We start from the raw sequence: 14,505 nt of genomic DNA on the forward strand, positions 1-14,505 counted from the left end.
GCGAGCCTAGACCAGCAACCTGAGAGTCACCGACACCGCGACGCGCGTCGTGTCGGGGCTCACGTGCGGGCTTGAGTAGGGGCTGACGTGCGGACTCACGAGGGTTCCGTCCCGGGCGCCTCGACCACCCACCAGGCGGCGTACGGCGGCAGCCAGGCCACGCCGTCGGCGCCCGTGGTCACGAGATGGCCACCGAGTGCGTCGTACGGCGTGCCGAGGCCGGCCGCGTGCAGCCGGTCGACCGGGAACGGCCGCGGCTCGCCGGTGACATTGTAGAGCCCGACCAGGGTGCCGCTGGCGTGGCTGCGCACCACGGCCAGGATCCCGGGGTCGGTGTCGGGGAGCACCCGGCTCGTCGCCGCCGCGTGCAGCTGGGGCAGGCCGGCCCGGACCCGGGCCAGGTGCGCCAGCCCGGAGAAGACCCGGCCGGGCACCGTGGTCGGGTCGTGGCGCAGCCGGGCCAGCTCCCGATCCAGCCGCGGCCGGTGCGCCCAGCGGTTGTCGTCCGCGTGGCCGGGCTCGCCCGCCCAGTCGGCGTCGTCGGCCTGGCCGAGCTCGTCCCCGCTCCACAGCACCGGGATGCCGCCCCAGCCGGCGACGATCGCGTGCGCGAGGAAGAGCCGGGCCAGGCCGCCGTCGGTGTCGTGCTCCAGGCCGGCCAGGGACGCCGCGGTGCCGCTGATCCGCATGTCGCCGGTGGCCGGGTTGCGCTGGAACACCAGCCCCCGGGCCCAGGAGCCTGGGAACTCCCCGGCGTACCACTCGGCGAGGAAGCGGCGGTGCGCCGGGCCGCTGAGGCCCACCGCCGCGGCGTCGCCGTCATCGATGGCCCACCCGATGTCGTCGTGGCAGCGGACGTAGGTGATCCAGGTCGAGGTGGTCGGCGCCGGCGGCAGCGCGGCCAGGGCGTGCCGGGCCAGCACGGTGTCGCCGGTGGCCAGCATCGACCACACCTGCACCATCAGGCTGTTGTGGTAGGCGAGGTCGCTGATCCGGCCCGTGTGCGGCCCGGTGCCGAGGTACTGCACCAGGTCCCGCGGGCCGACGATCGCCTCGGCCTTGAACGCGAGCGCGGGCGCGGCCATCCGGGCCGTGGCCCGCAGCGCCTGGACGATCGCGTGCACCTCGGGCTGGTTCTGGCAGCTGGTGCCGAGGCGCTTCCACAGGAACGCCACCGCGTCCAGCCGCAGCACCTCCACGCCCAGGTTGGCCAGCCACAAGATCACGTCGGCGAGCTCCAGCATCACCTCGGGGTTGGCCCAGTTCAGGTCCCACTGGAACTCGTTGAACGTGGTCCACACCCAGCCGGCCAGCTCCTCGTCCCAGGTGAAGTTGCCCGGCGCGAAGTCCGGGAAGACCTCCGGCAGCGACTGCTCGAAGGCGTCCGGGAGCGTGCGGTCGTCGTACACGTGGAAGTAGGAGCGGTACGCCGGGTCGCCGGCTCGCGCCTTCTCGGCCCACTCGTGCTCCCGCGCCACGTGGTTGAGCACCAGGTCGACCACCAGGCTGATCCCCCGGCCGCGCAGCGTGGTCGCGAGCTCGCGCAGGTCCGAATTCGTGCCGAGGTCGGGCCGGACCCGGCGGTAGTCCTGCACCGCGTAGCCGCCGTCGTTGTCGCCCGGACGGGGCTGCAGCAGCGGCATCAGGTGCAGGTAGGTCACCCCGAGGTCGGCGAGGTGGTCGAGGTGGCGGGCCACGCCGGGCAGGTCGCCGGCGAACCGCTCGGTGTAGCAGGCGTAGCCGAACATCCCGGGCTGCTGCAGCCAGTCCGGGCTCAGCAGCCGCCGCTGGTCGAGCCGGTGCAGGTCGTCGGGGCGCGCCGCGTAGGCGCGGGCCGCGAGCAGCACCAGCCGCCGGGCCACCGGCTCCGGGTCCGGGTGGACCGCGCGGACCCCGTCGTACAGGTCGGGCCACCAGCGGTCCACGCGCAGCGCGAACGCCTCCCGCCGCTCGGCCGGCACGGCGTGCAGCTCCTCGGCGACGGCGACGCGGAGGTCGGCAGGGGTCTCCATCGGTATGCATTCAAGCGCACCCGACGCCGTATGTTGAGCCCGTGTCCGCCTCCGCCTCCGACCTGCGCCGCCTGCTGCCCGCGGTCGCGCTCGCCGCGCTGGCGTTCGTCGGGGTCACCTCCTGCGACCACGGGGACGACGCGGGCGCGCCCGCACCCCGGGCCACGCCCACCGAGGTCGGCACGCCGCTGGCGTCGCTGGCGACCGACCGGCTGGTCGTCGCCCGGGCCCCCTTCTGCGACGCGGTGGCGCCGACCGCGGTGGAGGCGGCGCTGGACAGCCACGTCTACGACGACGCGTCGTACGGCAACGGGGACCGGGCCCGGCTGGCCCGGGGCGTCACGGACGTGGCGCACGAGTACGGCTGCTCGTGGCGGACCTCCGACGGCGTCGTGGCCAAGGCGTGGGTCTTCGCTCCCCCGGTCACCCGTGCCCAGGGCCGCCGGCTGGCGCACGCCCAGCTGCGCCCCGGCTGCTCGGCGATCAAGGCAGGCGCCGGCTTCGGCGCGCCGTCGGTCGCCACGTCGTGCGGGCCGCGCGCCACCGGCAAGGGGACCGAGCTGGGCTACTTCGGCCTCTTCGGCGACGCCTGGCTCGGCTGCACCCTGGGCACCACAGCGGCCACCGAGCCGCCCGACCTCGTCGAGCGCGCCGACCGGTGGTGCGCCGCGGTCGCCCAGGCGGCCTCGGGGACCGCCTAGCCGCGGGCCGTCCGGGCCCGTCGCGGGCCAAGGTCAGTTAGCGGCGGCCTTGTCGGCGCCGCGGCGCCAGCGGATGCCGGCCTCGAGGAAGCCGTCGAGGTCGCCGTCGAACACGGCGGCCGGGTTGCCGACCTCGTAGCCGGTGCGCAGGTCCTTGACGATCTGGTAGGGGTTCAGCACGTAGTTGCGCATCTGGTCGCCCCACGACGCCGCGACGTCGCCGCGCATCTCGTCGAGGTGGGCCTTCTCCTCGGCCTTCTTCAGCGCGAGCAGCTTGGCCTTGAGCACGACCATCGCGCTGGCCTTGTTCTGCAGCTGGCTCTTCTCGTTCTGGCAGCTGACGACCGTGCCGGTGGGCAGGTGGGTCAGGCGTACGGCGGAGTCGGTGGTGTTGACCGACTGGCCGCCGGGGCCGCCCGAGCGGTAGACGTCGACGCGGATCTCCTCGTCGGGGACGTCGATCTCGTCGGTCTGCTCCAGCACCGGCACCACCTCGACCGCGGCGAAGCTGGTCTGGCGGCGGCCCTGGTTGTCGAACGGGCTGATCCGGACCAGCCGGTGGGTGCCGGCCTCGACGGACAGGGTGCCGTAGGCGTAGGGCGCGTGGATCGCGAAGGTGGCCGACTTCAGGCCGGCCTCCTCGGCGTAGGAGGTGTCGAAGACCTCGACCGGGTACTTGTGCTGCTCGGCCCAGCGCGTGTACATCCGCATCAGCATCTCGGCGAAGTCGGCGGCGTCGACGCCACCGGCTCCGGCGCGGATGGTCACCAGCGCCTCGCGGGCGTCGTACTCGCCGGAGAGCAGGGTGCGGACCTCGAGGGCCTCGACGGCCTTCTTGATCCGCACGAGCTCGGTCTCGGCCTCGGCCATCGAGTCGGCGTCGCCCTCGTCCTGCCCGAGCTCGACGAGCGCCTCGAGGTCGTCGACGCGGCTCATGAGGTTGCTGAACCGCTCCAGCTCACCCTGGAGCGCGGAGAGCCGGCCGGTCACCCGGGTGGCGTTGGCCTGGTCGTCCCACAGGTCGGGTGCGGCGACCTGCTCGCCGAGGTCGGCGACCTCCTTGCGCATGGCGTCCACGTCGAGCACCTGCTCGACGGTGTGCATCGTTGCCTGGAGCTGCTTGATCTCGGTGTCGAAGTCGGGGCCTGCCACGAGGGACGAGCCTACCCGGCGGCCGGGGTCCGCCCTAACTTCAGCCGGGCGGGGTGAGTCCACACCTCACCCGGGCGGGGTGAGTCCAGGCGGGCGGCGATCGGCCCAGACTGGCCGGGACGCGACGAGCGGGGGCGCATCTTGGCGACCGAGACCGAAAACCGGATCACGCCGCCCGTGTCGGGTGTGGTGGCCGAAGGAGATCTGCTCGGGGTTCAGGGCCGGTCCACGGCGACCACGGCCGAGCCGGTGGCGCCGATCGAGGCCCGGCCCGGCGCGCCGGGGACGGTGAGCGGGAGGTCGATCGGGGCGCGGACCTCCACCAGCACCCGGTGCTCGTTGGCGTCGACGGCGACGTCGAAGGTGAGCCCCGGGTAGTGCGCGTAGGCACCGGTGGCCGCGAGGTAGGCACGCACCGCGTCCCGGACCGCCTCGGGCGTGAGCCGCAGCTCCTCCTCGGGCACACCGGTCGTGTAGGTCTCCTGCCCCGTCGCCCCGAGGTCGGCGCCACTCAGCGCCGCACCGTCGGCGACGGTGTCGAGGCCCTGACGCTGCAGGTACGCCGCGGACGCGTCGACGACCACCGCCACGAGCATCGCCAGCACGACCGCGAGGCCGATGATCATGACGGTCGCCTGGCCCTGCTCGGGGCGGGAGCGGGAGCGGGGGCGGGGGCGGGGGCGGGGGCGGGGGCCGACAGGTGCCCCCGCCGGTTGAACATACATTTGTTCAACCCGGGTCACCGGACCTCCTGGAACTGCCCGAGGGGAACCGTGTGGCTGGCGTCGAGGGCGAAGCCGGGGGCCTGGCCGCCGAAGACGTCGGGCATCATCGGGAGATCGACCCGGGACCGGATCCGCACCGTGATGACCGACGTCCCGTTGTGGCAGTCGCCCGGGAACGGCCGGCAGGTCACGTCGACCGCCAGCGGCTGGTCGGCCACGCCCTGGTCGGCCAGCGCCTGCCGCGCGGCAGCCAGCGCGCGGGCTCGGCCCTGCGCGTCGTCCGGGGCCAGCGCGTAGGCGCGTCCGGCGGCCCGGGCGGCCGCGCTCACGGCGAAGGCGCCGCGCTGGACCTCGAACACCGAGAGCACGATCCACAGCATCGGCACCAGCAGCAGGATGCCCAGCCAGCTCACCTCGACCAGCGCACTCCCCCGGTCGCCCCGGCGCCGGCCACCCGCCCTCATGGCTGCTCCTCCACCGCGTGCCCGCTGACGGTGAGCTCCACCGCGGGACCGCCCAGGCCGAGCGCGGGGACCCGGGCGTGGACCACCACCTCCACGCCGGGGGCGCCGTCGACCGCGGTCCGGCGTACGGCGACGTCCTCGGCGAAGCGTCCGGTGAGCGCGCCCGCGATCTGCTCGCGGGTGCGGGCCGCCCCCTGGGCGAGGTCGGCGTCGCGGGTGGCGGCATACCGCGCGCCCTCCGAGGCCGCGGCCGCGAGCGTGTTGCGCACGAGCAGCACCAGCCCGACCTGCACGATCCCCAGGAACAGCGGCACCAGCACGACGAGCACCAGCACGAAGTCGACGACCGCGGCGCCCCGTTCGAGGCGCCGGCCCCGAATGACGAGCATGGTCAGTTGTGCACGGAGCTGAGGGCGTCGCGCAGCATCGCGCCCAGCTGGTCACGGGCGATGCCCCAGATGACCATCACCAGACCGGCGGTCATCACCGTGATCAGCACCCAGCCCGGCACGTCGCCGCGGTCGTCTCGCGGCCGCCGGGCCTGCACGGTGAGCAGCAGCCGGGCGAGGGCCAGTGAGAGGTGTTCCATGGGTTCGTCCTTTCTCCGAACGCGAACCGGGGGTCATGGGGCAGGGGCGGCCAGGCGACAGGGGGGCGGTCGGGGGTGGTCAGGGGGTCGCCAGGTGGAGGCCGATGACGCCGGGCCAGAAGGCGAACAGGACGGTGACGGGGAGCACGAGGAACACCACCGGCACCATCATCAGCACCTCCTTGCGCGCGGCGACCTCGATCAGCTCGCGCCGACCCGCCTCGCGGACGTCGGCGGCCTGCGCGTGCAGCACGTCGGCCAGCGGTGTGCCGCGCTCGACCGCCACCGCGATCCCCTGCGCGAACCGGGCGACCAGCGGCAGCCCGCTGGCGGCGGCCATCCGGTCGAACGCGGCGCCGACCGGCTCGCCGGTGCGGATGGCCGCGAGCACCCGGGCCAGGTCGGTGGAGAGGGCCCCGCCGCTACGGCGGACCACCCGGTCCAGCGCCGCGACCGGGCTCTCCCCGGCCGCCACGGCGAGCGCCAGCAGCTCGGCCAGGGTGGGGAACTCCGCGAGGATCTGCCGCTCGCGACGCTTCACCTGGCCGGACAGGTGGGTGTCCCGGGCCAGCACCCCGGTGACGAACGCGACGAGGCACAGGACCAGGGACACGAGCCCGCCGGACGGGTCGGTGAGGGCCCGGAGCACGCCGTACGCCGCGGCGATCGCGAACCCCGCGAGTCCCCACAGGACCTGTTCCACGCGGAAGTCGTGGACGCTCTTGTCGAGGTCGGCGCGTTCGAGGCGCCGCCGGACCGACGCGGCCCCGCCGAGCACCCGCTCCACCGCGTCCGCGGCCGAGCGCAGCGGCGGGCCGAACACGCCGGCGGCCGCGGACGTCGCCGGACCCGGCACCGGGCGCAGCCCGCGGGCCTGCCCCACCTGCGGCAGGTCGCGGACGTAGGGCAGCACGCGCACCGACAGCTGGGTGCGGCGCAGGGCGGCGACCCGGCCGGCCACGACCAGCAGCCCGGCCCCCAGCACCGCGCCGAGGAGCCCGCCCCACGCCGCCGGGGTCACGAGAGGATCCGCCGCTCGGCGGGCAGCCGCCCGATCCGCATCATCAGCCGGTAGGCCACCACGCAGGCGACCGCGCCGAAGACCAGCACCGCCACGCCGCCGGGCGAGGCGTAGCGGTGGATGATCTCGGACTGGAACGACATGAACAGCAGCACCAGCCACGGCGAGGCGACGGCCAGCCGGGCCCCGTTGACGGTCCACGACTGCCGGGACTCCATCTCCGAGCGGGTGCGGGCCTCGTCGCGCAGGTAGCCGGAGAGGTTGCGCAGCAGCCGGCCGAGCTGGCCGCCCCCGACCTCGCGGGCGATGCGCAGCCCCTCCACCACCCGGTCGCCCACCGGGTCGGCCAGCCGGTCCTTGAGCCGGTCGAGGCACTCCCCGAAGCGGCCGGTCACCTGGTAGTCGAGCGCGAACGCGTCGAACGCCGGCCGCAGCGGCTCGGGACCGCGGTGGCCGAGGGCGGCCAGGGCGTCGGGCAACGACATGCCGGCCCGGACCGCCGACGCGAGGTTGTCCACGGCCTCGGGCCAGACCTCGGCGAACTCCCGCTGCCGGCGCCGGGCCCGACCGGACACCACCGCCACCGGTGACCAGGCCCCCATCAAGCCGAACGCGAGCGCCACCGGCGGCGTCCGGGAGACCACCTCGACCAGCAGGGTCGCCACGACCCCGAGGCAGACACACAGCAGCACGAACCCGGTCACCGACACCTGGCCCAGACCGGCCCGGGCCAGCAGCTGCGCGGTCCGGCCGGGGCGTCGCGTCGCCGGCCGCTGCCGGCGGGGCAGGAAGAACGCCGACCAGACCAGCAGCAGCCCGATCCCCACACCCAGCCCGACCAGCGCGCCCATTCAGGCCACCCCGTCCCGGGCGAGGATCCGGTGCACGTCGATGCCGACCTGTTCGTAGAGCTCCGTCCGCGGCGGCATGCCGCCGGCGTGCCGCAGCTCGCCGCCACGCCGGTGGAAGACCGGCTCGGTCTCGATGACGTCGTTCTCGGCCCGGCCCGGCACGGCGACGATCTCGTTGACCCGGCGTACGCCGTCGTGCCCCAGGCCCAGGTGCACGACCAGGTCGACCGACGACGCGACCGTCGGCACCACGAACCGGGCGGAGATGTTCTCCCCGGCCAGCAGCGGGAGCGTGCACATCTTGACCAGCGCCTCCCGTGCGCTGTTCGCGTGGATCGTGCACATGCCGGGCAACCCGGCGTTCAGGGCGAGCAGCAGGTCGAGGCACTCCTCGGAGCGGACCTCGCCCACGATGATCCGGCTCGGCCGCATACGCAGGGACTCCTTGACCAGGTCGCGCAGCCGGATCTCGCCGGTGCCCTCGAGGCCGGACTGCCGGGTCTGCAACGGCACCCAGTCGGGGTGGGGGAAGCGCAGCTCGAAGACCTCCTCGGCCGAGATCACCCGCTCCCCACCCGGGATCGCGGCGGCCAGGCAGTTGAGCATGGTGGTCTTGCCGGCCTGGGTGCCTCCGGCCACGAGCACGTTGAGCCCGGCGCGCACCGAGGCCTCGAGGAACGCCGCGGCGGTGGCGGTCAGGCTGCCCAGCTCGACGAGGTCGCTCAGCCGCGCGGCCCGCAGCACGAACTTGCGGATGTTGACCGCCGAGAAGCCGCGGCTGATCCCCTCGAGGACCACGTGCAGCCGGTGCCCCTGCGGCAGCATCGCGTCCACGAACGGCTGGCTCAGGTCGATCCGCCGGCCGCTGGACTTCAGCATCCGCTCGACCAGCTCGGTCACCTGGGCGGCGGTCAGCACCAGGTTGGTCAGCTCGTGGCGGCCGTTGCGGGCGAGGAACACCCGGCTCGGATCATTGATCCACACCTCCTCGACCTCCGGATCGTCGAGGAAGGGCTGGAGCGGGCCGAACCCGGAGACCCGGGCGACCAGCTCGCCCACCACCGCGTCGACGTCCGCGACCGGCGCGACCACCCCGGTCAGGCTGCGCTCGTCGTGCTCGCGGACCACGCTCTCGGCGATCCGGCGTACGACCCCGGCGTCGCGCTGCGGGTCCACGCCCTCGCGGCGCACCAGGTCACGCACGTGGCCGTCGAGCAGCTCGACCAGCTCGCCGTGCGCGTCCGCGGCAGTCACCGGCACCGTCACGTCCCCCGTCCGGAGTGAACTGCTGCCGACACTAGGGCCAACCGGCGCGGCCCGCGAGGGTCACTTCGGAATCTGTGGACAAGGTACAGACCATGCCCGTCGGAAGGCGGCTGCCGGAGACGGTCGGCGGGCCGGCGCGAGTCAGGACGTCACGTGCCACCGCGGCGCGCCGGCCCGGTTCACGGTCGCGTCGCCAGCGCCGATGCAGCCGGACATCGCGCCCATCCTGGCCAGTCCGGTCAGGTCCCCGGCCTGGTAGTGGCCCGGGGAGTGGCTGCCCAGCCCCGCGTGCATGACCTCGTTGCGCGCCCGGGTGTGGTCGAGGTTCATCGCGTGCCCGATCTCGTGCAGCAGCAGGCCGCCCCAGGTGGCGCCCTCGCCGAAGCCGGACCGCAGGTGCGCCCGGCGATCCAGGACGACCGCGCCCTCCTGGATCTCGCCGCCCGAACCGCTCAGCCAGCCGCCGCGGCCGATCGTGTTCCCGGCCAGGCCGCGCACCTGTCGAGCGGTGGCGAAGGCCAGGGTGAGCTCGGCGCCGCTGCGCTGGGACCCTCGGTGGTCGGTGCGGTACGGGATCGCGGTGGTGGCGCCGTCGTAGACGAAGGTGAGCCCGGTCGCCGCGTGCACCGCCGCGAACGCCCGCTCGACCTGGGCCCGTGCGTGCTTCGGGGCGCCGGTGAGGTTCACCCGGTAGCTGATCGCGTCGCACGGGTTCCACCGGTAGCCGCGCACGAGGGCGTTCCACTGGTGCGCCCGACCGCCGGGCCGGTAGCCGGGGCGGACCCGCATCGGGAACGTGGCCGGCGAGACCGCGGCCTCGTCGGTCTCGGTGGCCAGCACCTGCGCGCGCAGCGTGCCGGAGTAGTACCAGTCGGTGGGTACCTCGACGGTGTAGCCGCCGGTGGCATCGGTGCGCACGCTCGTCAGCCCCGTCCAGCCGTTCTCGGTGTCGAGCTCGAGCCGGACGGCGCGGCCGGCGGGGTCCGGCCCGCCGACCCGGCCGGTCACGGTGAGCGCCTTGCCGAAGGTGGCGGCGGCGACACCGGGCTCGGTCAGCGTGATCGTGGCGGGCTCGCTCACGACCGGCGTCGGGTCGGTGACGGTGTAGGCGTACTCGGCGGAGACGTAGGCGGGGAACACCGGGTCGGCGTCGACGACGAACCGGAGCGTGACCGAGCCGGCCTGCTCGGTGGGCAGCACGAAGTCGTGCTGATAGCCCCCGGTCGGCACCGCGACCACCGCCACGTCGGTCCAGTCCCCGCCGACGGCCCGCTGGAGCCGCAGGACGGTCGGCTGGGTGGTGTCGACCTCGGCGCGGACACCGACGACCTGGGCGGTCTCCCACTCGTGGGTGGAGGGGAACCCGAAGGAGACCATGCGGGTCTCCCCCTCCGAGGCTCCCGCGCGTGGCGCCAGGGGCACGGCCGCGGCCGTCCCCGTGGTGCTGGTCGCCGGGCCAGGGGTGACGGCGCCGACCGGGCCCGCCACGCCGACGGCGACCAGGCCGGCCGCGACGAGCGTCGCGAGCTTGAGGGATGCGGACGTCCTGCGCATGACTTCCTTCAATGTCGGAGCGCGATCAATCTGGGTATCGGCTCCAAACAGGCCCGACCTGAGCCGAGGACGCGAAATAGCGACCAGCCGCTGGGCGGCCACTGGGCGACCGCTGGGGGGACGGGCGTCAGTTCAGCGCGAGCAGCACGGGCGGGCCGACGTAGAACGGGGGCCACTCGGTCCAGCCGGTCTGCCACAGGCGGCTGGCCCGCTCGCAGTGCCGGTGCAGGTCGCAGCGGACGACGGCCGCGTTCCCGTCCTCGCCCATCGCGGAGGTCAGGAAGTGCCGACTGTCCTCCCAGACCGCGTTCCAGTCCAGGCGACCGGCCGCCCGGGAGAGGCCGCGCCCGGTCGCGCCGTCCAGGACCGCCCAGTAGTCGGTGCCGGTGTCGTCGAAGTAGCTGTGCGTGGCCAGGGCGTGCCGCCCGTCGGGCGACCACTGGTGCGGGATGCGCCGGCAGCTGCGCCACAGCGTCGCGTGCGGGTGCGAGACCCGGGCCACCCGGTTGCAGAAGGCGTCGGGGTTGCCGATGGAGAAGGTCATCCGGTCGTGTGGCAGGTCCGCCCCCAGCGCCGCCTGCCGGGCGATCCGGTGCAGCCGGGCGTGGCCGGGATGCCACCACCAGGTCGCCGGTGCGGGCGCCGCGAACGACGTCGCGAGCATCACCCGGTCCCGCTCGACGGTGGTCGCCCACCGCACCTGGTGGAACGTACGACGGCCGAGGGACCGGCCGTCCACGGTGTCGGCGACCGTCAGGTGCACCGGCGGGCCGAAGCTCGGGTCGTCGTAGGACCCCCAGACGACGCGGCGCAGCCCCGGCGAGACCGCCACCGTGTAGACCTTGGTCCCGAGCAGCTGCTGGTCGCCGTGCCGGCTGACGTAGGTGAGCCGGCCGCCGCCGTTGAGCACCAGGTAGCCGCGCGCGACCTCCCACAGCTTGCTGTGCGCGCCGGCGGGGGCACGCACCGCGACCGGGCCGTCGCGGATCGTGTTGTGGCGGAGGTAGGGGACCGACGGGTCGGCGCCTCGCCGCAGCGACGAGGGGTCGATGCGGGCCGGCGATGCCGGTGCCGCCGGCGGCTCCGCGGTCGCCAGCCGCGCCGTCCACACGGGCAGGGCCGACTGCGCGGGCACCTGCGCGGCGATGGCGGCCATCCCGGCCGCGGCCGCCGCGGCCAGGGCGATGACCGCCCACCTGACCCGCCGCTTCCTCGACACGTCTCCAGCGTGCGTGGCCGCCGACCGCCCGGGGTAGGGACCAACCGCCCCACCGGAGGGTCCGGACGCGGGTGCGCCCAGCGATGTCACGACCGCTCGCCGCCACGCCCCCCGGGGACCCCGCGGCACCGCCTCCGGGGTCAGGCCCCCGCGGTCGGCGCGGGCACCCGGGGCCGCAGCACCAGCCGCAGGTCGCGGGGCATCAGCGTCAGCCGCTCGGTGATCCGCAGCTGGTACGCCGGGTCGCCGGTCAGGTCGAAGCGGTGCAGGATCCGGGCGAGCACGAGCACCGCCTCGTGCAGGGCGAACTGTCGGCCGATGCAGGCCCGCTCGCCGGTCCCGAACGGCTTGTAGGCGTGCTTGAGCCGCCCCCGGCTGCGCTCGGGCAGGAACCGGTCCGGGTCGAACGCCTCGGCGTCCGGCCCCCACACGTCCGGGTCGCGGTGCACCATCGGCAGCAGCACCAGCGCCCAGTCCCCCGGCCGCATCCGGTAGCCGGCCAGGGTCGTGGCCTCCCGCGGGGTGCGGGCGAAGCCCGGCGCGGTCGGCCACAGCCGCAGCGTCTCGTCCAGGACCCGGCGTACGAAGCGGAGCCGGGGCACCTGCTCGAAGGCCGGCTCGGCGTCCGGGTCGGGCCCGAGCACCGCGTCGGTCTCCGCCTGCGCCCGGGCCAGCACCTCGGGGTGCCGGGCGAGGTGGTGCAGCGCCAGCGAGAGCGCCCCGGAGGTGGTCTCGTGGCCGGCGACGAGGAACGTGAGGATCTGGTAGCGGATCGCCCGGTCGCTGAGCCGCTCGCCGGTCTCCGGGTGCGCCTGCTCGAGCATGATCCCGAGCAGGTCCGGCTCGTGGCGCCCGCCGGTCCGGCGCTCGGAGATCAGCTCGTCGAGCATCGAGTCGAGGTAGGCCTGGTGGCCGGCGTTGCGGCGCCGCAGCCGCCGGCGCAGCAGGAACGACCCGGGCAGCGACGACAGCGCCCCGAGCCGCCGCCCGGTCTCCAGCGCGGTGACCATCGCAGGCACGAACGGGTGCGGCTCGGGCCGGGTGAACGACCCGAAGTCGTGGCTGAACGCGGTGCGCGCGATGGTCTCCATGGTCAGCTTGGTCATCAGCGGCGCCACCTCGACCGAGCGGCCGTCGGTGGGCAGCACCTCGAAGAGCTCGCGCACCGCCTGCAGCATCACCCCGTGGTAGCGCTGCATCGCCGGACGCGTGAACGCGGGCAGCAGCAGGTCGTGGGCCAGCTGCCAGTTCGGCTCGTCGTTGTACGCCGTGAACAGTCCGTCGCCCGCGAAGTCCCGCAGCGCCACCAGCGCGGGCGGCAGCGCCTTCTCGAACCGGGACTCGTCGCAGAGCTCGGCGCAGAGCTCGCCGCTGGCGACGAAGACGAACTTCTGCCGGAAGATCCGCTGCTCGAAGATCGGCCCGCTGGCCGCGTTGCGGGCCATGATCGTCTGGACGGCGGTCTCCGGCGCCAGGCCGGCGAGGTCGCCGACGAGGCGGCGCCGCCCGGGGGCGTGCGGGAGCACCTGGCCGGACCAGTCGTTGCGCACGCTGCGCCCCCCCAACGGGTTGTTGACGCCGATTCAGTAGCAGGTGTCCAGCCTCCGGTGCGTCGGGTGCGGCTGTCAACGGCCCTCCGCACCGGCGTCGCCGGTCTCCGCCATCATGGGAGCGTGACGAACCACCCCGGCGGCCGCGCCGACCCGACTCGCCCGCTGCTGCACTTCACCGCGCCCACCGGCTGGATCAACGACCCGCACGGACTGACCTTCCACCGCGGCGCCTACCACCTCTTCCACCAGTACGTGCCGGACAGCCCGGTCTGGGCGCCGCACTGCCACTGGGGCCACGCGGTCAGCACCGACCTGCTGCGCTGGGAGCAGCGGCCCGTGGCCCTCGCCCCCGGCGACGGCGACGACGGCGTCTGGACCGGCTGCCTGGTCACCGACGGGGCCGGCGCCCGCATCCTCTACACCTCCGTGACCCACCCCGACCTCGGGCTCGGCCGGGTCCGGGTGGCGACCCCGACCGACGACGGCTGGGACACCTGGAAGAAGGGCGACGTGGTGCTGCAGCCGCCCGACGGCCTGGACCTGGTCGCCTTCCGCGACCCGTTCGTCGTGCGCGAGGGCCCCGGCTGGCGGATGTTCGTCGGCGCCGGCACCGCGAGCGGCGAGGCGATGGCCCTGACCTGGACGTCGAGCGACCTCGAGGCGTGGGCGTACGACGGGGTCGCGGCCTCGCGGTCGACCACCGAGCGCGACCCGGTCTGGATGGGCTCGCTGTGGGAGTGCCCGCAGCTGGTCGAGGTGGACGGTCACACGGTGCTGCTGGCGTCGGTGTGGGAGGCCGAGGTGCTGCATCACGTCGGCTACGGGCTCGGCTCCTCCGACCGGGGCCGGTTCGTGGCGGCTGACTGGGGTCGGCTCAGCTTCGGTGACGCCTACTACGCCCCGTCGTACTTCGAGGACAGCGCGGGCCGACCCTGCCTGATCTTCTGGATGCGCGGCGTGGGCGGCGCCGACGCGGGCTGGAGCGGCTGCCTGAGCGTGCCGTACGTGCTCTCGGTCGCCGACGGGCGCCTGCGGGCCACCCCGCACCCCGAGCTGGCCGCACGTCGGGGGCCGTCCCCGGACCCGGAGCCCGACCTCGCGGCGGGCCCGGTCGACCTCGAGTGGTCGCCCGACCCGGACGGCGACCGGCTCGAGCTGGTCCCCCCCTCCGGCGCGAGCACCAGCCTCGTGGTCGGGCACGGGACCGTGACCCTCGAGCGGCCTGGCCACGCGGACTCGTCGATGCCCTGGTCAGGGGGCGACCTGCGGGTGCTCGTGGACGGGCCGGTGGTCGAGGTGGCCGGCGCTGACGGGCTGCTGGGCGGTGCGCTCGCACCGCCTCACCGACTGCTCGCCGGCCGCGGGGCCCTGCGCGTCTGGCCGCTCTGAGGCGCGCCA

14 protein-coding genes are annotated in these 14,505 nt (G+C 74.7%); 2 read left to right on the forward strand and 12 right to left on the reverse strand.

The genetic code is table 11. The features are described 5' to 3' along the window. Nucleotides 1–95: 95 nt before the first annotated feature. Nucleotides 96–2,012: an alpha-amylase family protein gene (locus tag BJZ21_RS14255; protein WP_179664352.1), complete on the reverse strand. Its 1,917-nt coding sequence runs from the start codon at nucleotides 2,010–2,012 to the stop codon at nucleotides 96–98. A gap of 41 nt (nucleotides 2,013–2,053) precedes the next feature. Here BJZ21_RS14255 and BJZ21_RS14260 point away from each other — a divergent pair, with 41 nt between their 5' ends. After that, nucleotides 2,054–2,713 (forward strand): hypothetical protein, encoded by a 660-nt coding sequence (locus BJZ21_RS14260; RefSeq protein ID WP_179664353.1) that lies wholly within the window; start codon nucleotides 2,054–2,056, stop codon nucleotides 2,711–2,713. 33 nt (nucleotides 2,714–2,746) lie between these two features. On the opposite strand, the gene prfB is transcribed toward BJZ21_RS14260, so the two are convergent. The 11 genes from prfB to BJZ21_RS14315 all read right to left on the reverse strand — a co-directional run bounded on the left by prfB (nucleotide 2,747) and on the right by BJZ21_RS14315 (nucleotide 13,104). After that, nucleotides 2,747–3,865: a peptide chain release factor 2 gene (gene prfB / locus BJZ21_RS14265; RefSeq protein WP_179664354.1), complete on the reverse strand. Its 1,119-nt coding sequence runs from the start codon at nucleotides 3,863–3,865 to the stop codon at nucleotides 2,747–2,749. 215 nt (nucleotides 3,866–4,080) lie between these two features. Continuing rightward, on the reverse strand, nucleotides 4,081–4,590 hold the full coding sequence (locus BJZ21_RS14270; protein ID WP_179664355.1) for a pilus assembly protein TadG-related protein: 510 nt from the start codon (nucleotides 4,588–4,590) through the stop codon (nucleotides 4,081–4,083). Nucleotides 4,591–4,604: 14 nt separating this feature from the next. Next, nucleotides 4,605–5,054: a hypothetical protein gene (locus BJZ21_RS14275; protein WP_179664356.1), complete on the reverse strand. Its 450-nt coding sequence runs from the start codon at nucleotides 5,052–5,054 to the stop codon at nucleotides 4,605–4,607. Next, on the reverse strand, nucleotides 5,051–5,443 hold the full coding sequence (locus BJZ21_RS14280; RefSeq protein ID WP_179664357.1) for a TadE/TadG family type IV pilus assembly protein: 393 nt from the start codon (nucleotides 5,441–5,443) through the stop codon (nucleotides 5,051–5,053). The genes BJZ21_RS14275 and BJZ21_RS14280 overlap by 4 nt, the downstream gene beginning before the upstream one ends. A 2-nt stretch (nucleotides 5,444–5,445) precedes the next feature. Then, the gene (locus BJZ21_RS14285; protein ID WP_179664358.1) at nucleotides 5,446–5,643 is read right to left on the reverse strand and encodes a hypothetical protein; all 198 of its coding nucleotides are present in this window, start codon (nucleotides 5,641–5,643) and stop codon (nucleotides 5,446–5,448) included. Nucleotides 5,644–5,722: 79 nt separating this feature from the next. Next, entirely contained in the window at nucleotides 5,723–6,664 is a 942-nt protein-coding gene (locus BJZ21_RS14290) for a type II secretion system F family protein (RefSeq protein ID WP_179664359.1), read from the reverse strand. Continuing rightward, on the reverse strand, nucleotides 6,661–7,515 hold the full coding sequence (locus BJZ21_RS14295; RefSeq protein ID WP_179664360.1) for a type II secretion system F family protein: 855 nt from the start codon (nucleotides 7,513–7,515) through the stop codon (nucleotides 6,661–6,663). The genes BJZ21_RS14290 and BJZ21_RS14295 overlap by 4 nt, the downstream gene beginning before the upstream one ends. After that, the gene (locus BJZ21_RS14300) at nucleotides 7,516–8,769 is read right to left on the reverse strand and encodes a TadA family conjugal transfer-associated ATPase (RefSeq protein ID WP_343052148.1); all 1,254 of its coding nucleotides are present in this window, start codon (nucleotides 8,767–8,769) and stop codon (nucleotides 7,516–7,518) included. Between the two features lie 153 nt (nucleotides 8,770–8,922). Further along, nucleotides 8,923–10,335 carry a zinc metalloprotease gene (locus BJZ21_RS14305; RefSeq protein ID WP_179664362.1) on the reverse strand — a complete coding sequence of 471 codons (1,413 nt, stop codon included), beginning with the start codon at nucleotides 10,333–10,335 and terminating at the stop codon, nucleotides 8,923–8,925. Nucleotides 10,336–10,462: 127 nt separating this feature from the next. Then, entirely contained in the window at nucleotides 10,463–11,554 is a 1,092-nt protein-coding gene (locus BJZ21_RS14310; RefSeq protein ID WP_179664363.1) for a hypothetical protein, read from the reverse strand. A gap of 140 nt (nucleotides 11,555–11,694) precedes the next feature. Next, nucleotides 11,695–13,104, reverse strand: a complete 1,410-nt coding sequence (locus BJZ21_RS14315) for a cytochrome P450 (RefSeq protein WP_343052149.1) — start codon at nucleotides 13,102–13,104, stop codon at nucleotides 11,695–11,697. A 123-nt stretch (nucleotides 13,105–13,227) separates the two neighbouring features. Between BJZ21_RS14315 and BJZ21_RS14320 the strand changes: the two genes are divergently transcribed. Next, entirely contained in the window at nucleotides 13,228–14,496 is a 1,269-nt protein-coding gene (locus BJZ21_RS14320) for a glycoside hydrolase family protein (RefSeq protein WP_179664365.1), read from the forward strand. The last annotated feature ends 9 nt before the right edge of the window (nucleotides 14,497–14,505 follow it).

The sequence above is a fragment of the Nocardioides panaciterrulae genome (assembly GCF_013409645.1).
GTDB lineage: Bacteria > Actinomycetota > Actinomycetes > Propionibacteriales > Nocardioidaceae > Nocardioides > Nocardioides panaciterrulae.

Bases quoted from the DNA above. Each gene is read 5' to 3' on its own strand.
- BJZ21_RS14255 (WP_179664352.1), bottom strand. From the start codon at position 2,012: ATGGAGACCCCTGCCGACCTCCGCGTCGCCGTCGCCGAGGAGCTGCAC.
- BJZ21_RS14270 (WP_179664355.1), bottom strand. From the start codon at position 4,590: ATGTATGTTCAACCGGCGGGGGCACCTGTCGGCCCCCGCCCCCGCCCC.
- BJZ21_RS14275 (WP_179664356.1), bottom strand. From the start codon at position 5,054: ATGAGGGCGGGTGGCCGGCGCCGGGGCGACCGGGGGAGTGCGCTGGTC.
- BJZ21_RS14280 (WP_179664357.1), bottom strand. From the start codon at position 5,443: ATGCTCGTCATTCGGGGCCGGCGCCTCGAACGGGGCGCCGCGGTCGTC.
- BJZ21_RS14285 (WP_179664358.1), bottom strand. From the start codon at position 5,643: ATGGAACACCTCTCACTGGCCCTCGCCCGGCTGCTGCTCACCGTGCAG.
- BJZ21_RS14295 (WP_179664360.1), bottom strand. From the start codon at position 7,515: ATGGGCGCGCTGGTCGGGCTGGGTGTGGGGATCGGGCTGCTGCTGGTC.
- BJZ21_RS14305 (WP_179664362.1), bottom strand. From the start codon at position 10,335: ATGCGCAGGACGTCCGCATCCCTCAAGCTCGCGACGCTCGTCGCGGCC.